The sequence below is a fragment of the Roseovarius sp. genome, from assembly GCF_965228755.1.
Lineage (GTDB): Bacteria > Pseudomonadota > Alphaproteobacteria > Rhodobacterales > Rhodobacteraceae > Roseovarius.
In genome coordinates this window covers 255,246-273,729 of sequence record NZ_CBDDIG010000008.1, presented here as the reverse complement: position 1 = coordinate 273,729, position 18,484 = coordinate 255,246, and the positions used below count along the sequence as shown (strand labels likewise).

The window sequence follows — 18,484 nt, the reverse complement described above, 5'->3', positions numbered from 1 at the left end:
GACCTCCTCTAAGGGTAATTCCATGGTTACGAAATCTCAACTGGGCAGACTGGGTCTTTTTGACGCTAAGGTGCCACGCTACACAAGCTATCCCACCGCCCCCCATTTCGGGCGGGACGTGGGATCGGATCGGTTCGCAAGCTGGATCGGCGCCATCGCGCCGGGGGCGAGGATATCGCTATATGTCCATGTGCCCTTCTGCCGGCGGCTCTGCTGGTTCTGCGCCTGCCGCACGCAGGGGACGCAAACCGACAAGCCCGTCGCGGCCTATCTCGAAACCCTCAAGACCGAGCTTCGCCTGCTGGCCGAACACCTGCCCGAAGGCGTGAAACTGTCCCGCCTGCACTGGGGCGGCGGCACGCCGACGCTGCTGTCGCCTCAGATGATGGAAGACCTCGCCGGCGCCATCAGGGAGGTCGCGCCCTTCGCCGACGGCACCGAGTTCTCGGTCGAGATCGACCCGAACGAAATCGACGGCCCCCGGCTCGACGCGCTGGCCCGCGCCGGGATGACCCGCGCCTCGATCGGCGTGCAGGATTTCGACCCCGATATCCAGGCCACCATCGGCCGGATGCAAAGCTACGACATCACGCGCGACGCAGTGGATGAAATCCGCGCCCGCGGCGTCGCCAGCCTGAACGCCGATATCCTCTACGGCCTGCCGCACCAGTCGCGCGCGAAGATCACCGAAAGCGTCCAGAAACTGCTCTCGCTCAACCCCGACCGGGTGGCGCTTTACGGCTATGCCCACGTGCCGTGGATGGCCAAGCGCCAGCAGATGATCCCCTCCGACGCGCTGCCCACCCCCGCCGAACGGCTCGAGCTCTTCGACACCGCCCGCCGCCTCTTCCTGTGGGATCATTACGACGAGATCGGCATCGACCACTTCGCCACCAAGGATGACGGCCTGTCCATCGCCCGTAAAACCGGCCGCCTTCGGCGCAACTTCCAGGGCTATACCGACGACACCGCCGAGGTGCTGATCGGCGTCGGCGCCTCCTCGATCTCGCGTTTCCCGCAGGGCTATGCCCAGAACGCGCCCGCCACCGGCGCCCACACCGCGGCCATCCGCGAGGGGCGCTTCTCCACCACGCGCGGCCACGCCTTCACGCCCGAAGACCGGATGCGCGGCCGGATGATCGAACAGCTCATGTGCGAGTTCCGCATCGACGCCACTGAGATCCGAAGCCGCTTCGGCATCTCGGCCCCGGCGCTGTCGTCCCTGCTGGAACGAATCAACCGCGATTTCGACAACCTGCTCCGCGTCGGCCCCGACGGCCTGTCCATCCCGCCCGAGGCGCGCCCGCTGACCCGCATGGTCGCCCGCAGCCTTGACGCCTACGATCTCGACAAGGCCGGTCACAGCTCGGCAATCTGAGGCGTCCGCACGCCCCGGGCCCGACCCGGGGCCTCACGCCCTACGCCGGTACCGACGCCTTCAGGTCCAGCGCCGCGTGCAGCAGCGTCCTGGCATAGGCCGTGCGCGGGTTGTCGAAGATCTCCTGCGCCGAGCCGTACTCGACGATATCCCCGTCCTTCATCACCGCCACGTTATGGCTCATCGCCCGCACCACGTTCAGGTCGTGGCTGATGAACAGGTAGGCCAGCCCCCATTTCTCCTGCAGCTTCCGCAGCAGGTCGACGATCTGCACCTGCACCGTCATGTCGAGCGCGCTTGTCGGCTCGTCCAGCACCACCATCTTCGGCCGCAGGATCATCGCCCTTGCAATGGCGATCCGCTGCCTCTGCCCGCCCGAGAACTCGTGCGGGTAGCGGTCCATCGTGGCGGGGTTCAGGTCGACCTCCTCCATCACCTCCGCCACCAGCTCACGCGGCGACCGCCCGTCGGGGTTGCCATGCACCCCCAGCCCTTCCGCGATGATCTGCTCGCAGGTCATCCGCGGGCTCAGGCTGCCGAACGGGTCCTGGAACACGATCTGCATGTCCGCCCGCCGCTTGCGCAACTGCCGCGTCGACCAGCCATGCACATCCTCGCCGTCGAAGGTGATCTTCCCCTGCGAGGCCGCCAGCCGCATCACCGCCATCGCCAGCGTCGTCTTGCCCGACCCGCTTTCGCCGACGATCCCCAGCGTCTCGCCCGCGCGCACCCAGATGGTGGCGTCGTTCACCGCCTTGATATGGCCCGTGGTCTTCCGCAGCAGGCCCCGCTGGATCGGGAACCACACCCGCAGCCCTTCGGTCTCGACGACGGTCCGCGCCCCCTCGGGCACCGGCGCCGGCTCGCCCGTGGCCCGCGCGCCCAGAAGCTTCTGCGTATAGGCGTGCTGCGGGTTGGCGAAGATCTCCTTCGTCGGCCCGGCCTCGACGATCTCGCCATCCTTCATGACACAGACCTTGTCGGCGATCCGCTCGACGATCTGCAGGTCATGGGTGATGAACAGAAGGCCCATCCCCTCGTCCCGCTTGATCCGCGCCAGCAGTTCCAGGATCTGCGCCTGGATCGTCACGTCGAGCGCCGTGGTCGGCTCGTCGGCGATCAGGATATCGGGCTTGTTGGCCAGCGCCATGGCGATCATCACCCGCTGCCGCTGCCCGCCCGACAACTGGTGCGGATAATCCTTCAGCCGGCTTTCCGGGTTGCGAATGCCCACCATGTCGAGAAGCTCGACAATCCGGTCCCGCGCCTCGTCCCCGACGATCCCCTGGTGCAGCTCCAGGCTCTCCCGGATCTGCTTTTCCAGCGTGTGCAGCGGGTTCAGCGACGTCATCGGCTCCTGGAAGATGAAGCTGATGTCGTTGCCCCGCACCTTGCGCAGCCGCTTCTCCGGCGCGCCGATCATCTCCTGCCCGTCATAGGTCACGCTGCCGCCCACTCTGGCCGACGAGCCCAGCAGCGCCACGGTCGACAGCGCGGTCACCGACTTGCCCGAGCCGCTTTCGCCCACCAGCGCCACGGTCTCGCCCCGCCCGACCGAGAACGAAACGCCCTTCACGGCCTCGATGGTCCGGCCATCCTGCAGGAAACTGACCGTCAGGTCGCGCACGTCGAGAACGGCATCGCTCATGTCAGAGGGCCCCCAGGTACAGAATCGGGAGCAGCGCCGCCGCCCCGATGGTCAACGCCATATGCGTGGCCGAGGGCCGCCACCCGTGGCGCCGGCACAGCCACGCCGACAACAGCGCCACGCCCGAGGGCAGCGCCGCAAGCAGCACCGGCACCGCGATCAGCGCAGGACCAACGCCGCCCGGCGCCGAATCCGCGCCCACGCCGACCCGGGCCACCCAAAGCGCCGCGCCCGCCAGCACCGCCACGATCGCGCCATGCACCACCAGCGCGGCGACAAAGGCCCGGCCCAGCCAGGGGGAGGTGACCACGACACTCATTCGAAGGTCTTCCTCGGGTCGAACGCATCGCGCACACCCTCGAAGATGAACACCAGCAGCGACAACATGATCGCGAAGGCAAAGAACGCCGTGAAGGCCAGCCACGGCGCCTGCAGGTTCTGCTTGGCCTGCAGGGTCATCTCGCCCAGGCTCGGCGCCGACGACGGCAGGCCGAACCCGAGGAAGTCGAGTGCCGCCAGCGTGCCGATCGTGCCGGTCACGATGAACGGCAACAGCGTCAGCGTCGCCACCATCGCGTTGGGCAGCATGTGGCGGAACATGATCGTCAGGTTCCCCACCCCCAGCGCCTTGGCCGCCCGCACGTATTCAAGGTTCCGCCCCCGCAGGAACTCGGCCCGCACGACCCCCACCAGCGCCATCCAGCCAAAGAACACCATGATCCCCACCAGCAGCCAGAAACTTCGTGGCAGTATCGCGAACAGGATGATGATCACGTAAAGCTGCGGCGTCGCCGACCATATCTCGATGATCCGCTGGAAGATCAGGTCGGTCAGCCCACCGAAATACCCCTGCACCGCGCCCGCGAATATCCCAATCACGCTGCACAGGAACGTCACGATCAGCGTGAACAGCACCGACAGCCGGAAGCCATAGATCACCCGCGCCAGCACGTCGCGCTTGGTGCCGTCGGTGCCAAGCCAGTTCTGTTCGTTCGGCGGCAGCGGCGCCGCGCCGGGCCGGTCGACCGGCGTGTCGAAACTGTAGGGAATGGGCGGCCACAGGGTCCAGCCCCTGGTGATCGCCTCGCCGCCGATCTCGCCGTCCTGCGCATCCTCGATCACCCCCTCGGGGTCGTCGAAGCAATCCTCGCGCCCTCCCGACACGATCAGGCATTCGACCTCCGGATCGGCATAGATCGCCTCGGTCGCGAAATCCCCGCCAAAGGCCGTCTCGGGATAGAAATTGAAGATCGGCGTATAGAACTCGCCCTGGTAGCGCACCAGGATCGGCCGGTCATTGGCCACGAACTCGGCCGGCAGCGTGATCACCATCAGCACCGAGAAGATGATCAGCGACCACAGCGCCCGCTTGTTGCGCTTGAAATTGCGCCAGCGGCGCCGGTTGAGCGGCGACAGTTTCATCTCACGCACGCCCCCGCTTCTTCTGGCCCGAAATATCCCGGGGAGCGTTGAATGCCTGCAAGGCATTCAACGTAGGGCAGCGCCCCTCTTCACACCGCGAAGAACGCATCGCTCGCATCACCCCTCCCGCGTCTCGAAATCGATCCGCGGGTCGACCAGCACATAGCACAGGTCGCTCACGATATTCACCAGCAGCCCGATCAGCCCGAGCAGGAACAGCGTGCCGAACATCACCGGGTAATCCCGGCTCAGCGCCGCCTCGAAGCCCAGCCGCCCCAGCCCGTCGAGCGAGAAGATCGTCTCGATCAGAAGGCTGCTGCCGAAGAACACCCCGATGAACACCGCCGGGAAGCCCGCGATCACGATCAGCATCGCGTTGCGGAAGACATGGCCGTACAGGACCTTGCGCTCGGAAAGCCCCTTCGCCCGCGCGGTCATCACGTAATGCTTCTTGATCTCGTCGAGGAACGAGTTCTTCGTCAGCAGCGTCAGCGTGGCAAAGGACGCGATCGTCGTGGCCAGCACCGGCAGGGTGATGTGCCACAGGTAATCGACGATCTTCCCGAAAACGCTGAGGTCGGCGAAATTGTCCGAGGTCAGCCCCCTGAGCGGGAAGATCTGCCAATAGCTCCCGCCCGCGAACAGCACCACCAGCAGAACCGCGAACAGGAAGCCGGGGATGGCATAGGCCGCGATGATCACGCCGCTGGTCCAGCTGTCAAAGCTCGTCCCGTCGCGCACCGCCTTGCGGATGCCCAGCGGGATCGAGATGAGATAGGCGATGATCGTCGACCACAGCCCCAGCGAGATACTCACCGGCATCTTTTCCAGAACGAGGTCGGTCACGCTGATCGAGCGGAAATAGCTCTCACCGAAGTCGAACCGCATGTAGTTCCACATCATGTTGACGAACCGCTCCAGCGGCGGCTTGTCCAGCCCGTACTGCGCCTCCAGCTCGTCGATGAACTCCTGCGGAAGGCCCCGGGCCCCCATATAGCCCTCGCCCTGGCTCTGCTGCAGCGTGGCGTCCTCCCCCCCGCCGGCGAAGGCACCGAACACGTCGCCCTCGCCCTGCATCTCGGCGATGATCTGCTCGACTGGCCCCCCGGGCACGAACTGCACCAGCACGAAGTTGATCACCATGATGCCGAACAGCGTCGGGATGATCAGCAGTATCCTGCGAAGAATATAGGCACCCACGTCAGCAAGCCCTCCGGCGCGGGGTCAGGTTGGCCGCGAAACCGCGTGGGGTCATTGCAGCGCCCCCGACGCCCTGAGCTCCTCGGCCTTCTCCTCGTTGAACCACCAGAAATCCAGCGTGCCCAGCGCATAGGGCGGCAGCGTCTCGGGATGCTCGTACATGTCCCAGTAGGCGACCCAGTGATCGGGCTTGTAGCCGTCGGGGATGACGATGAACTCGTGCCTGAGCGCCCGGTCGAGCGCGCGGATCGTCATGTTTTCCTCTTCCTGGCTTTCGGTCAACAGCGATTCCTCGATGATCCGGTCCACCAGCGGGCTGGCCAGCCCGGCGGGGTTGAACAGGCTGTACTCGGCCGCTTCCGACCCGAACCGCTGCGCCAGCCCGGTGCCGGTGCCCAGCAGCGCCGGGTAGCCATCGAAGACCAGATCGTAATCCCGGTCCCGCTCTCGCAGGGAATATTGCGACGAATCAACCGACTCGAACCGCGCATCCACGCCCATCGCCTTGAGGTTCACGATGAAGTTCTCGGCAATCGCCCGGCTGGTCGCCTCGTTCGACGCGTTGAACAGGAAATCGAGCCGCAGCGTTTTGCCCTCGGCATTGCGCAGCCGTCCGCCCTCGCCCACGGTCCAGCCCGCCTCCTCGAACAGCTTCAGCGCCTGCCGCAGGTTCTTGCGCGAGCTCAGCCGGTCGGCGTCCGACTCGTGCGGCACCCACGGCTCCTCGGTGAAGATCTCCTCGGGCACCACGTCGCCCAGCGACTTCAGGAATTCCAACTCGTCACCCTCGGGCAGGCCGGTCGCCTCCAGCTCCGTGCCGTCGGAATACGACCGCTGCTGTTCATAGAGACCGTAAAGCAGCGACTTGTTGGTCCACTCGAAATTCAGCGCCAGCGCCACCGCCTCGCGCACCCGCTTGTCCTTCAGCGGCTCCGACCCGAGGTTGAAGACGATCCCGGTCATGTTGGGCGGCATCCCGTCCGGCAGTTCCTCGCGCACCACGTCGCCCCGGTTCAGCGCCGGGAAGTCATAGCCACTGGCCCATTTCTTCGGATCGGCTTCCGTCCGGTACGTCACCTCGCCCGCCTTGAACGCCTCGAAAGCGGCGGTGCTGTCGGCGAAGTATTCCAGCCGGATGGTATCGAAATTGTGCCGCCCCTTGTTGATCGGCAGGTCCCAGCCCCAGTAATCCGGGTTTCGCTTGAGGATCACCCGGCGGTTCACGTCGATATCCTCGATCACGTAGGGCCCCGAGCCCGGCGATGTCTCAAGCCGGCTTTCGTCCAGCTTCGCGCCGCTCTCCTCGAACCACTTCTGCGACCACACCGGCACGCTGCCCACCTGGTCGATCAGCGACCGGCGCGAGATGCCGTCGGCAAAGTAGAACTTGATCGTGTGATCGTCGATCACCTCGGCCTTGGGAATGCGCTTGCGCACCGCCTCGGCATAGGATTTCAGCCCTTCGTCCAGCAACAGGTTATGGCTGAACAGCACGTCATGGGCGGTCACCGGCGTGCCGTCCGAAAACTCCGCCTCGGGGCGCATGTGGAAGATCACCCACGACTTGTCCTCGGGATACTCGATCGTGTGCGCCAGCAGCCCGTACATCTCGTCGTAATCATCCGCCGGCAGGGCGCCACTGCCCGCCAGAACCTGCCCCAGAAGGCTTTCGTACATCACCGTCGACAGCGCCGCGGCCTTGCCCTTCCGCGTGTAGGGGTTCATCGAATCGAAACTGCCTGACAGCGCCAGGGAAATCTCGCCCCCCTTGGGCGCATCCGGGTTCACGTAATCGAAATGCTCGTAATCCTCGGGGTATTTCAGATCGCCGAAGAACGAATAGCCGTGGCTCTTGATGATGGTCTGCTCGCCGTCCTCCTGCGCCAGCGCCATCTGCGCCATCAGCGCCGCGATGCAAAGCCCAGTCAGGGCCGCCATCATCGCGCGGGGGGTAAAGCGCGCCGCGCGGGCCCGGCTGTTGTATCGGATCATCTGGTCGTACCTCCTGCCGATCTGCGATCTGGCGCTTGTCGTTGCCGCAAGGCTAATCAAGGCCACCGGCGACATTCAAGCGCTGATACATCCGTTTCGTCCCAATATGGGGCGTGACAAGCGAAAGGCCACCGTCCCGCCCGGGTCGGTGGCCTTCATCGCATGTTTCTGCCGTGTTCAGTTCGAGGCGCTCTCGATATAGGCGACCACGGCGGCACGGTCTTCCTCGTCCTTGAGACCGGCAAACGCCATCTTGTTGCCCGGCGCCATGCCCTTGGAATCCTCCAGCCACTCGTTCAGCCGGTCCTCGGTCCACTGCCCGCCAAGCGCCTGCAGGGCTTCGGAGTAGCGGAAACCCTCGACGCTGGCGACATCGCGGCCCACGAGACCAACCAGGTGCGGCCCGACGCGGTTCTGCTCGCTCTCGACCACGTGGCAGGCCTTGCACTTGCGGAACACCTTCTCGCCATCGGCGGGATCGGCCGAGGCGACCATCGCGGCAAACCCGCTTTCCTCGGCAGAGGCTTCCTCTTCCTCGGTGGCTTCGTCCGCAGCACCTTCCTCGGCGGGCTCTTCCTCGGCAGCACCTTCGTCCGCAGCACCCTCCTCGGCAGCTTCGCCCTCGGCGGCACCTTCGTCCGCGGCACCCTCCTCGGCGGCCTCACCTTCGGCAGCACCTTCGTCCGTGGCACCCTCCTCGGCAGCTTCACCTTCGGCGGCACCCTCGTCCGCGGCACCCTCTTCGGCAGCTCCACCCTCGGCAGCGCCCTCGTCCGTGGCACCTTCTTCGGCAGCTTCACCCTCGGCGGCACCCTCGTCCGTGGCACCTTCCTCGGCAGCCTCACCCTCGGAAGCACCCTCTTCCGGCGCTTCCTCGGCAGCCTCACCCTCGGCAGCACCCTCGTCCGTGGCACCTTCCTCGGCAGCTTCGCCCTCGGCAGAGGCCTGTTCAGCCCCCTCGTCCGACGCTTCTTCCTCGGGCACGTCCATCTCGTAAGTGTCGCCATCGGTCTGGTCGAGGAAGGCGATCACGTTCGCCCGATCCTCGATGCTGCCCAGGCCCGAGAAGCCCATGGTCGTACCCGGCGCGAAACCGGCAGGGCTTTCGAGGAAGGCGTTCAGGTTCTCCGGCGTCCACACATCGGCCACCGCGACAAGGTTGCCGGAATAGGAAAACCCGTCAGCCGAGCCCACGTCGCGCCCGACCACACCGTGCAGGTAGGGGCCCGTCCCGTTGGCGCCCTCTTCAAGCTTGTGGCAGGCCTTGCACTTGTTGAAAACACGTTCGCCCTTGCTGGCATCGGCCGACACGAAAAGCTCCGCGAAGCTCGGGCCGGACTCGCCTTCCGAGCCGCCTTCACTGCCTTCGCTGCCGGTGTCGATCACGTAGCCTTGCGCGTGATCCTCACCATGGCCGCCGGGCCCGTGATAGATCAGTTCCGCAGCCCACTTGCCCAAAAGGAAAATCAGCAGCGCGCCGCAGAGACCGCCGACGATCTTGGTGAATGTCATCGTATCGAACATGTGCCTCGATCCCATTTATCTCTCGGGCGGTATCTATCCGCTTCCACTACGAAGGCGCAAGGTGTAGTTTGCGCGACCAAACGACCGCACCTCGCACGGGCGGCGGCAAGGGACAGAAACGGACAAGAAATGACCAGACGCATTGCCTTCCAGGGCGAGCCGGGTGCCTATTCGCACCAGGCCTGCCACGAGACTTACCCCGAGATGGAGGCCATGCCCTGCCGCACCTTCGAGGACGCCATCGAGGCCGTCCGTTCGGGCGTGGCCGAGCTTGCCATGCTGCCGGTCGAGAACTCCACCTTCGGGCGCGTCGCCGACATCCATCACCTGCTGCCCGAATCCGGCCTCTACATCGTCGGCGAGGCCTTCGTGCGCGTCCGCATCAACCTTCTGGCCATCCCCGGCACGCCGCTGTCCGACATCACCCACGCCATGAGCCACACCATGCTGCTCGGCCAGTGCCGCGGCTTCCTGAGCGAACACAACATCCACCGCGTCACCGGCGCCGACACCGCCGGCTCCGCCCGGCAGGTGGCCGAGGATGGCGACCCCCACACCGCCGCCCTGGCCAGCGAGCTTGCGGGCGAAATCTACGGCCTCGACGTGCTCGCCCGCGAGATCGAGGACGAAGGCAACAACACCACCCGCTTCCTCGTCATGGCGAAGGAGCCCGACTGGTCCCGCCGCGGCGAAGACGGGATGATGACCACCTTCGTCTTCCAGGTCCGAAACATCCCCGCCGCGCTCTACAAGGCGATGGGCGGCTTCGCCACCAACGGCGTCAACATGACCAAGCTGGAAAGCTACATGCTGGGCGGCACCTTCTCCGCCACCCAGTTCTATGCCGATATCGAGGGCCATCCCGACGATCCGGCGGTGCAGCGCGCGCTCGAAGAGCTCGACTATTTCACCTCCGACATCACCATGCTGGGCGTCTACCCCGCCGATCCCAAGCGCCACTAGCCGGCCGGGGCCGTTCCGGCAGGGCCGGCCGGGCCGGATCATTCTCCCGCCCGGCGCCCCGGAAACGCAACCGTCGTTCCGGCGCTTGCCCCCAATTGGGAAACGGTTTCGTTTCAGGGGCTTGCCATTAATGTACGTTAGGAACCTGTTCCTTTCGCACAAGTCCCCTCACGTCGATTTGTCCCTGCACACGCGCACAGTAACTCGTGCGGCATCGGCGTTTCACTGCACAGGCGCGCACCCTATTTGACCGTCACGCAACGACGGAACAGTCCGCCGCTGAGTGAATGGAAACCAACACACCTCAAAGGAGGACGCCATGAAAAGCTTTAAATTGATCGCCATCGCGACCGCTGCCGCACTGCCCGCTCTTGCCGCCTATTCCGCGACGGGGCCGGCCCCGCTGCACAGCCTCGTTCTGAAAACCGCCCAGACGGAATACCTCGATCTGGTCGAACTGAGTGACCGTGAGCGCCAGACCGACATCGCCGAACTGAGCGAGCGTGAGCGGCAGACCGATATCGCCGAACTGAGCGAACGCGAACGCCAAACCGACATCGCGGAACTGAGCGAACGCGAACGTCAAACCGACATCGCCGAGCTGAGCGAACGCGAACGTCAAACCGACATCGCAGAACTCAGCGACCGCGAACGTCAAACCGACATCGCGGAACTCAGCGACCGCGAGCGGCAAACCGACATCGCCGAACTCAGCGACCGCGAACGGCAGACCGACATCGCGGAACTGAGCGAACGCGAACGTCAAACCGACATCGCAGAACTCAGCGACCGCGAACGTCAAACCGACATCGCGGAACTCAGCGACCGCGAGCGGCAAACCGACATCGCAGAACTCAGCGACCGCGAACGGCAGACCGACATCGCGGAACTGAGCGAACGCGAACGTCAGACCGACATCGCGGAACTGAGCGAACGCGAACGTCAAACCGACATCGCAGAACTGAGCGAACGCGAGCGGCAGACCGATATCGCCGAACTCAGCGAGCGTGAGCGTCAAACCGACATCGCGGAACTCAGCGAACGCGAGCGGCAAACCGACATCGCCGAACTGAGCGACGAAGAGCGCAAGCCCGGCATCGCATAAGCCAGCCGGCATGCTTGACCCCGGCCATTGGCCGGGGTCAACCCGTCACTCCCGCCAGATCGGGTTTGACCACGCCGCGCGCCCCGCGGCATCCAGCACGGTCACACGCAACCAGTCACTGCCGGCGAATTTCGCCAGCTTGATCCGCGCCCCGGTCAGAGACCGCCCGGTCTCGCAAAGCGCCGCGCTGCCATGGCCCTGAACGATCACCCGTTCCACGGCCGAACATTCCACCACGATCTCCTTGCCCTCGACCCGCACATCGCGCAGCTCGGGGCCCTGCGTGGCATAGAACTGCCCCGCCTTCAGCGCCGCCAGCAACGGCTCCGGCGCGTTTTCCTCCGCCTTCACCATCACCCAGCCGCCGAACGCGTCGGGCGTGGCGAAATGCGCGTCATCCGTGGCAATCGCGGTCAGCCGCCGGCCCGCCGACAGCATCAGGTCGGCCATGTGCCACCCGTCGCCCCGGCCCGCCTCGACCGCACAGCCGTGGTTGTAGATCTCCACCGCGTGCGCCGCCTCGATCGACATCGCGTCCTCGAAATGCATACCGCTCCATAGCGGATGCGCCACCGTCACGAACGCCCCGGCCTCCCGTGCCCGCCTCGCAAGCTCCGGCCCGCTCTCCTGCCCCTCGACGGGCGCGAAATGCGGCGCGTTGGCCTGCGCGAAATCCGCCGGCAGGCCCACGGCCAGGATATGCCAGATCTCCCCGTTCCGCATCGCCCCCGAATGCAGCTCGGCGCCGAGGATCGTGGTGAACCCCTCGCCCCGGAACGGCACCGTATCGGCCACCGGGTAACCGTAAAGCCCGATGAAATGGTCGGTCAGCGCGATGAAATCATACCCTTCCGCCCGGTAGCGCCGACACACCTCTTCCGGCGCCAGCCGCCCGTCGGACAGGGTCGAATGGGTGTGCAGGTTGCCGCGGAAAAACCGCCCCGGCGCGGTAAAAGCCGTGTGCATCGTCGCCCTCCGTTCTCCGCCCCCGGGCCTACACCCCTTTTGTAAAGGTTTCCCCGGCCCTCACGCGGTCTGCTTGTACCGCCGCTCGATCTCGTTCGAATAGGCGATCATGCGTTCGTTCAGCCGGCTCATGATGCTCTTCCGCGCCAACTTCAGCGACTGCACCAGCAGCTTGGCCGTCAGGTTCTTGGGTTCCAGCTCGACATTCATCGTCACCCGCGTGCGGGTCTTCGACAGGGCCACGAGGTCGACCACCATCTTCCCGCCCAGCCCGGACGAGCGCGACGCCATCACCAGCCCGTTGGGCGGATCGTACTCGGTCAGCTCCAGCTCGATCTCGCGGGTCTTACCGCGCAGCTCGAACGCGGCGTCCCACATCATGCCGACGCCCTTGCCCGACATCTTGTCCACGCGCTGCACCTCGGCGCCGCGCCGCATCGCGGCCCGCTCGATCGCCTTGAAATCCGTCATCTGCTCGAAAACGAACGCGATCGGTGCCTCGATATCTTCCCGTGTTCCGAATTCCATGCCTGTCCCTCGATCGTCCCGGTTTTGCCTGTGCCCCGGCGCTTGTTAGCACACTTTCCGCGCCCCGCCACGCCCCGCTTGTGGCGTCAATCCAGCGTATCCGCAAGCCAGTTCCGCAACAGGAAATGGGCGATCGCCCCCTTCCGCGCGGGCAATATCCGCGGGTTCCGCCCGGCGAAGGCGTCCATCACCTCCTCCCGGCTCACCCATATCGCATCGTCGATCTCCGCCGGGTCGATCCGGATCTCCTCGTCCAGCGCCTCGCCCCGGCAGCCGAACATCAGCGAGCTGGGAAACGCCCAGGGCTGGCTCGACAGGTAATCCACCCGCCCCACCCGGATGCGCGCCTCCTCGAACACCTCGCGCCGCACCGCCGCCTCGATGGTTTCGCCCGGCTCCACGAAGCCGGCAAGACAGGAATACATCCCCTCCGGCCAGCCCGGCGACCGGCCCAGAAGCGTGCGGTTGCCCCGCGTGATCAGCATGATCACCACAGGGTCGGTCCGCGGGAAATGCTGGCCGCCGCAGGCATCGCAGGACCGTTGCCAGCCCGACAGGATCATCCGGCTTTCGGCGCCGCAACGGGCACAGAACCGGTGGCTCACATGCCAGCCGGCAATCGCCTTGGCGGTCGCCGCCAGCTCCGCGTCGCGCGGGTCCAGCCGGATCATGATCCGCCGCAGCTCGGCAAAGGCGCTGTCCCCGGGCAGGTCGGGATGCTGCTGCAGGCTGGTGTCGTGAAACCGGTTGATCTCGGCCTCGTCCAGGTCCTCCGGCACCCAGCCCGAGATATCCTGCGCCAGCACCAGCCGCCCGCTCTCCTCCCGCCCCAGCAGCACCGGCGGCAGCGTCGCGCCCTCCAGAACCGGGTGATCGGCCGGCAGCCGCACCAGCCGGTCCAGCTCGGGCGCCGCAACCAGCAGCTTGCCGCGCCACAGCAGAACCACGTCCACCGCGCCCTCGGCCCGCCGATAGGCCAGCGCCGCCTCGTCTCCGCGCAGCTCGGCCGCCCGGTCCAGCCCCGATCCCCCGAATGTCACCGTCTCGGCGTGCTTCATGCGATCTTCCTTTTCCCTTGGGGTGCCACGTTCCACCCCGCCGGGCAAGAGACCGTCTCACCACCCGGCCCGGCATGGGCTCTCTTGCCTGCCGCGCCGGGCCCGGCCGAAACAGACCGTTCACGGTAGACGATTTTCCATGCGCATGTTTACAATCTATAAGTGCCGAATTAACCTGCATTTTACGCCAAGCGCCCAAACTTTAGGCACCCAGTGCCATAGAGCCGGAAACCCGAGACGAGTTGCAGACGTTATGATTGTAACGGGATGAGCACGCCCGCCAGACCCCAGGCCGCGGCCGGCCAGACGCCCTCCGGGTCGTTTCACCTGCGCCTGCTTGCCACCTCTGACATCCACGCCGCCATCCTGCCCTATGACTATGCCGGCGACCGGGCCGACAGCGGCTACGGCCTTGCCTGTATCGCCAGCCTCGTCGACGCCGCCCGCGCCGATGCGCCGGGCGCCTGCCTGCTGGTCGACAATGGCGACTTCCTGCAAGGCTCTCCGCTCAGCGACCTGCACGATCCGGCCTCCGGCACGCCGAACCCCGTCATCGCGGCGATGAACCGGCTGGGCTACGACGCGGCCAATCTCGGCAATCACGAGTTCAACTTCGGCCTGCCCACGCTCCGGGCGGCGGTGGAACAAGCGGCCTTCCCGGTGCTCAGCGCCAACACCCTCACCCGCAGGGGCGCCACGCCCGGTGAGGATGAAACCCTCCTGCGCCCGACCACCATCGTCACCCGCACCGTCACCGGCGCGGCGGGAAAGACCCGCACGCTCAACGTCGGCCTGATCGGCCTGCTGCCGCCGCAGATCACCCTCTGGGACAGGTTCCACCTCGGCGGCGAGGTCACGGCGCGCGACATGGTCGAAACCGCCGCCCACCACGTTCAGGCGCTGCGGGCACAAGGCGCCGATATCGTCATCCTGCTCGCCCATACCGGCATCGACACCGGCCCCGCCGGGCCGGACATGGAGAACGCGGCCCTCACGCTCGCCCGCCTTCCCGGGGTCGATGCCATCGTCGCGGGCCACAGCCACGAAATCTTCCCCCATGCCGACGCGCCCCGCGGCGAGGACGAGGCCGATCATCTCGCGGGCACCTTGTCGGGCACGCCAGCCGTGCTGCCGGGCTATCGCGGCTCCCATCTCGGGCAAATCGACCTCGAGCTTTCCGTCGGCGATGGCGGCTGGTCCGTCACCCGACACCACGCCCGGCTCGTCCCGGTCACGCCTGCCACCCCGGCCGACCCCGCGATCACCGACACGATCGGCCCCTGCCACACCGCCACGCTCGCCCGGATGCACGCCCCGCTGGGCGCAACCGACCGACCAATTCACAGCTACCTGTCGCTCTACCGCTCCGACCTTCCCGTCCTGCTGGTGGCCGAGGCCAAGCGCCGCGCGGTCCGGCTCGCCCTGACCGGCACGCCGCTGGCCGGCCTGCCCGTGCTCGCCGCCACCGCGCCCTTCAACACCGGCGGCCGCGCCGGGCCCCGCGCCTATACCGACATTCCCGCGGGCAATCTCACCCTCCGCAACGCCGCCGACCTGCAACCCTTCCCCAATTCGCTCTGCGCGCTCCGCCTCACCGGGGCCGAGGTGAAGGACTGGCTCGAACGCGCCAACTCCTGCTTTCACCGGATCACGCCGGGCAATGCCGACCAGCCGCTCTGGAACAACGTCTTCCCCGGCCATGCCGCCGACACCATCGCCGGCCTCAGCTACCGGATCGACCTGTCGGCCCCGCCCCGCTACGACGAAAGCGGCCGGCCCGCGCCGGGTAATATCGGCCCCGGCCGCATCCGCGACCTCGCCCATGACGGCAGGCCCGTCGCCCCGGCCGATGACTTCATCGTTGCGGTCAACAACTACCGCGCCTTCGGCGGTGGCCCCTACCCGGTGCTGCCCGACGACCGCCTTGTCCATGCCAGCCGCACGCCCGTGCGCGACCTGCTCGCGGATTTCTTCCGCGACGGCGGGCATCACGAGATTGTCACCGAACCGGCCTGGCGCTTTCTGCCCATGCCCGAAACCTCGGTTCTGATCTGGTCCGGCCCCGGCCTGCGCGAGCATCCCGCCGACATGGCGGCCCACGATCTGACCGATTTCGGCCTGTCGCCCGACGGCTTCCTTTGCCTGCGCATGCCACTCGACACGGCGCCTTGCGAATCCGCCACGTAACCCCTATGTAACGCCTCGAGAGGTTGGCGCGGGCAAGCGCCTCGCCAACCCGGTCAGGTCCGGAAGGAAGCAGCCGTAACGAGCCCCGCTTGGGTCGTTGTCCAGCCTCTCACCTTATCCCCAAAACGTAGGGTGGGCGCCAACCCACCTCTTGGCCGCCCTGCCGGGATCGACTTGCCCGTCCCGGCCCATGAGGCAAGGGGAACACCAACCCCCCGCGCCCTCACGCCGAGCACGGCGCGCGCATCTCGGCCTCCGCTCGCGGCAGGCTCAGGCGGAACACGCTGCCCTCCCCCGGCGCGCTTTCCACCGACAGGCTGCCGTCATGCAACTCGGCCAGCTTCCGCGCGATCGCCAGCCCGAGCCCCAGCCCGCCCCGCTGACGCGTGGCCGAGCCATCGACCTGCCGGAACCGGTCGAAAATGCGCTCGAGATCCTCCGGCGCGATGCCACAGCCGGTATCCTCGACCGAGAAATATACCGCCTCCGGCGCCACATCCACGGTCAGCATGATACGCCCGGCCTCGGTGAACTTGATGGCATTCGACACTAGGTTGTACAGCACCTGCGTCAGCCGGATGCGGTCGGCCACGACCTCGGCCGCGCCGGTGCTCCGGTAGGTCAGCTTCAGCCCCTTCGCCTCTGCCTCCGAGCGAAGGTCGTCCACCACGCCCTTGGCGATATCGACCACCTGCACCATCCCCTTGTCCAGCTCAAGCTGGCCACGCTCCACCCGGGTCCAGTCCAGCAGGTCCTCGACCAGCCGCAGCATATGCTGCGACGAGGTCAGCACCCGGCCGCTCTGCTCCTCGACATACAGGCGATAGGCGTCCACCGCCGCGGCGATCTCCTCCGCGTCCCGCTCCTCGGCCGCCAGCGCGGCCATCAGCCGGCGGGTCTGCGGCATCCCCTCGTGCTGCAGGAACGCGGCCCGCCCGGAAATCACCGTCAGCGGCGTGCGCAGCTCGTGCGAGACGTTGTTGAGGAATTCCGTCTTCTCCCGGTCCGTGGCCTCCGCTTCGGCCTGCGCCCGCTTTTCGGCGGTGACATCGGTCCGCACCCCCACGGTATAGCCGTGCGGCGTGCGCGCCTCGGTCACCTTGATCCACCGATCCCCCGGCAATTGCTGGTGAAACGACGTCCCCGGCGAACGGAACCGGGCCAGGCGGTCGGCCACCCACGCGTCCTCGCGCCCCACGGCCTCCGGAAACTGCCCGCGACGCGCGCCCTCCCGGATCAGCGCCTCGAACGAAATGCCCGGTTGCACGAGGTCGCCAAGCTTGGGATGGTAATCGATATATCTCTGGTTCACCGTCACCAGCCGGTCCTGCTCGTCGAAGGCGATGAACCCCTCGTCGATACAGTCGATCGCCTCCCGCAACAGCGCATGCGCGCGCTCGCCCCGCGCCGTCACCTGCCGCAGGGTCAGAAGCACGACCAGAAGCACGAGCGCCCCGATCAGCGTGAAAGCGATCAGCTTCGGGCTCTGCGGCGAATACCGCGGCCAGCCCTCGCGCGGCTCGGCGGCCACCAGCCAGCGGCTGCCCAGCATGTTCATCTCCCGGATCACCGCGTCGCCCTCGAACAGGGCCGGGTCGCCATGCAGATGATGGCGAACACGGCCGTCCGGATAAAGCTCCCTCAAACCGAAACTGTACCCGGCGGCGGCCTCCTCTCCGCCGGCGGTACGCTCTCCGAACAGGCTCTCGGCCGATATCCCGACCGAGACGATGCCCCAGAACTTGTCCAGCTGCACCCCCGCCCGCGGGATCAGCACCGGATAGCGCAGCAGGTATCCCTGCCCGCCCTGCACCAGCGCCACGGGCCCGTCGAGCACCGGGGACCGGTCACGATACGCCCGCGCCACCCCCGGCATCTGCTCCGGCATTTCCCAATAGCTCAGGCCGATGGATTTGCGGTTCGCCGTCTCGGGATAGGAATGGGTGATCCTCAGCCCCGGCGCCAGGGCCACGGCGAAAACCTGGGGGTTATGCTCGAGCAGGTCCTGCACCACGTGGGAAATCTCCGGCATCGGCGCCTGCGGCGACACCGCCAGGAAGCTCTCGATCCGGTTGGCGACAAGCTCGAACTCGAAGAACGAGTTGCGCAGCTGTCCGGTCGCGGTGTCCAGCTCGCGCGCCACGTCCGCCCGCGTGGCGCGGGTGTATTGCTCGTAATCCGACTTGATGATCGTATAGCCGATCCCCACGGCGCTCACGAACGCCACCACGGCCAGAAGCAGATAGATCTTCGACACCAGTCGCCTGTAGAACCGCCCGCGCACCCGTTTCCCCTTCCACACACCCGGGCCCCGCGCCGCAACGCGCAACCCAATTCCGTTCACCGGCTTGCCGGAAGGGCAATTGCAATGCCTCTTGAAGTCCGACGGCCGATCGACCGGAGACCGAAGCTAAGAGCAACTTATGGCAAAACCCCGACACAATACGTGCAATTTTGTGTGGATAGTCGCCTCAAACACGAAAATGCGGCCAATCCGTCTATGACGTTGCGTC

General features: G+C 66.4%; 14 protein-coding genes and 1 other RNA gene. 5 read left to right on the top strand and 10 right to left on the bottom strand.

Translation table 11 applies throughout. The features are described 5' to 3' along the window. Positions 1–22: 22 nt before the first annotated feature. Positions 23–1,378 carry an oxygen-independent coproporphyrinogen III oxidase gene (gene hemN / locus ACO07J_RS15135; protein WP_422030430.1) on the top strand — a complete coding sequence of 452 codons (1,356 nt, stop codon included), beginning with the start codon at positions 23–25 and terminating at the stop codon, positions 1,376–1,378. Positions 1,379–1,418: 40 nt separating this feature from the next. Here hemN and ACO07J_RS15130 read toward each other — a convergent pair whose 3' ends face one another. The 6 genes from ACO07J_RS15130 to ACO07J_RS15105 form a co-directional block, all read right to left on the bottom strand. After that, complete coding sequence (locus tag ACO07J_RS15130; protein WP_422030428.1) at positions 1,419–3,026, bottom strand: ABC transporter ATP-binding protein; 1,608 nt, start codon at positions 3,024–3,026, stop codon at positions 1,419–1,421. Position 3,027: 1 nt separating this feature from the next. Further along, complete coding sequence (locus ACO07J_RS15125) at positions 3,028–3,345, bottom strand: hypothetical protein (RefSeq protein WP_422030426.1); 318 nt, start codon at positions 3,343–3,345, stop codon at positions 3,028–3,030. Next, on the bottom strand, positions 3,342–4,448 hold the full coding sequence (locus ACO07J_RS15120; RefSeq protein WP_422030895.1) for an ABC transporter permease: 1,107 nt from the start codon (positions 4,446–4,448) through the stop codon (positions 3,342–3,344). The genes ACO07J_RS15125 and ACO07J_RS15120 overlap by 4 nt, the downstream gene beginning before the upstream one ends. A gap of 117 nt (positions 4,449–4,565) precedes the next feature. Next, positions 4,566–5,648 carry a microcin C ABC transporter permease YejB gene (locus ACO07J_RS15115; RefSeq protein WP_422030424.1) on the bottom strand — a complete coding sequence of 361 codons (1,083 nt, stop codon included), beginning with the start codon at positions 5,646–5,648 and terminating at the stop codon, positions 4,566–4,568. 51 nt (positions 5,649–5,699) lie between these two features. Further along, a complete protein-coding gene (locus ACO07J_RS15110; RefSeq protein WP_422030422.1) occupies positions 5,700–7,640 on the bottom strand; it encodes an extracellular solute-binding protein in 1,941 nt (646 codons plus the stop codon). Positions 7,641–7,817: 177 nt separating this feature from the next. Further along, positions 7,818–9,164: a c-type cytochrome gene (locus ACO07J_RS15105; protein WP_422030420.1), complete on the bottom strand. Its 1,347-nt coding sequence runs from the start codon at positions 9,162–9,164 to the stop codon at positions 7,818–7,820. A 129-nt stretch (positions 9,165–9,293) separates the two neighbouring features. Between ACO07J_RS15105 and ACO07J_RS15100 the strand changes: the two genes are divergently transcribed. After that, the gene (locus ACO07J_RS15100; RefSeq protein WP_422030418.1) at positions 9,294–10,127 is read left to right on the top strand and encodes a prephenate dehydratase; all 834 of its coding nucleotides are present in this window, start codon (positions 9,294–9,296) and stop codon (positions 10,125–10,127) included. A gap of 319 nt (positions 10,128–10,446) precedes the next feature. Beyond that, on the top strand, positions 10,447–11,232 hold the full coding sequence (locus tag ACO07J_RS15095) for a hypothetical protein (protein WP_422030416.1): 786 nt from the start codon (positions 10,447–10,449) through the stop codon (positions 11,230–11,232). A gap of 45 nt (positions 11,233–11,277) precedes the next feature. Here ACO07J_RS15095 and ACO07J_RS15090 read toward each other — a convergent pair whose 3' ends face one another. From ACO07J_RS15090 to nudC, 3 genes are all read right to left on the bottom strand, one after another. Beyond that, a complete protein-coding gene (locus ACO07J_RS15090; protein WP_422030414.1) occupies positions 11,278–12,198 on the bottom strand; it encodes a PHP domain-containing protein in 921 nt (306 codons plus the stop codon). Between the two features lie 60 nt (positions 12,199–12,258). Next, positions 12,259–12,726 (bottom strand): SRPBCC family protein, encoded by a 468-nt coding sequence (locus ACO07J_RS15085; protein ID WP_422030412.1) that lies wholly within the window; start codon positions 12,724–12,726, stop codon positions 12,259–12,261. Positions 12,727–12,812: 86 nt separating this feature from the next. Continuing rightward, positions 12,813–13,784: an NAD(+) diphosphatase gene (gene nudC, locus ACO07J_RS15080; protein WP_422030410.1), complete on the bottom strand. Its 972-nt coding sequence runs from the start codon at positions 13,782–13,784 to the stop codon at positions 12,813–12,815. A 267-nt stretch (positions 13,785–14,051) separates the two neighbouring features. Between nudC and ACO07J_RS15075 the strand changes: the two genes are divergently transcribed. Continuing rightward, positions 14,052–15,971 (top strand): bifunctional 2',3'-cyclic-nucleotide 2'-phosphodiesterase/3'-nucleotidase, encoded by a 1,920-nt coding sequence (locus tag ACO07J_RS15075; protein WP_422030408.1) that lies wholly within the window; start codon positions 14,052–14,054, stop codon positions 15,969–15,971. A 17-nt stretch (positions 15,972–15,988) separates the two neighbouring features. Beyond that, an RNA gene (gene ffs / locus ACO07J_RS15070) (signal recognition particle sRNA small type) lies at positions 15,989–16,085 on the top strand. 109 nt (positions 16,086–16,194) lie between these two features. Here the strand turns inward: ffs and ACO07J_RS15065 are convergent. Beyond that, complete coding sequence (locus tag ACO07J_RS15065) at positions 16,195–18,228, bottom strand: ATP-binding protein (protein ID WP_422030406.1); 2,034 nt, start codon at positions 18,226–18,228, stop codon at positions 16,195–16,197. Positions 18,229–18,484: the final 256 nt, after the last annotated feature.

What these genes read in the sequence shown, in the direction of transcription:
- hemN (WP_422030430.1), top strand. Translation starts at nt 23, where the DNA reads ATGGTTACGAAATCTCAACTGGGCAGACTGGGTCTTTTTGACGCTAAG.
- ACO07J_RS15130 (WP_422030428.1), bottom strand. Translation starts at nt 3,026, where the DNA reads ATGAGCGATGCCGTTCTCGACGTGCGCGACCTGACGGTCAGTTTCCTG.
- ACO07J_RS15125 (WP_422030426.1), bottom strand. Translation starts at nt 3,345, where the DNA reads ATGAGTGTCGTGGTCACCTCCCCCTGGCTGGGCCGGGCCTTTGTCGCC.
- ACO07J_RS15120 (WP_422030895.1), bottom strand. Translation starts at nt 4,448, where the DNA reads ATGAAACTGTCGCCGCTCAACCGGCGCCGCTGGCGCAATTTCAAGCGC.
- ACO07J_RS15110 (WP_422030422.1), bottom strand. Translation starts at nt 7,640, where the DNA reads ATGATCCGATACAACAGCCGGGCCCGCGCGGCGCGCTTTACCCCCCGC.
- ACO07J_RS15105 (WP_422030420.1), bottom strand. Translation starts at nt 9,164, where the DNA reads ATGTTCGATACGATGACATTCACCAAGATCGTCGGCGGTCTCTGCGGC.
- ACO07J_RS15100 (WP_422030418.1), top strand. Translation starts at nt 9,294, where the DNA reads ATGACCAGACGCATTGCCTTCCAGGGCGAGCCGGGTGCCTATTCGCAC.
- ACO07J_RS15095 (WP_422030416.1), top strand. Translation starts at nt 10,447, where the DNA reads ATGAAAAGCTTTAAATTGATCGCCATCGCGACCGCTGCCGCACTGCCC.
- ACO07J_RS15090 (WP_422030414.1), bottom strand. Translation starts at nt 12,198, where the DNA reads ATGCACACGGCTTTTACCGCGCCGGGGCGGTTTTTCCGCGGCAACCTG.
- ACO07J_RS15085 (WP_422030412.1), bottom strand. Translation starts at nt 12,726, where the DNA reads ATGGAATTCGGAACACGGGAAGATATCGAGGCACCGATCGCGTTCGTT.
- nudC (WP_422030410.1), bottom strand. Translation starts at nt 13,784, where the DNA reads ATGAAGCACGCCGAGACGGTGACATTCGGGGGATCGGGGCTGGACCGG.
- ACO07J_RS15075 (WP_422030408.1), top strand. Translation starts at nt 14,052, where the DNA reads ATGAGCACGCCCGCCAGACCCCAGGCCGCGGCCGGCCAGACGCCCTCC.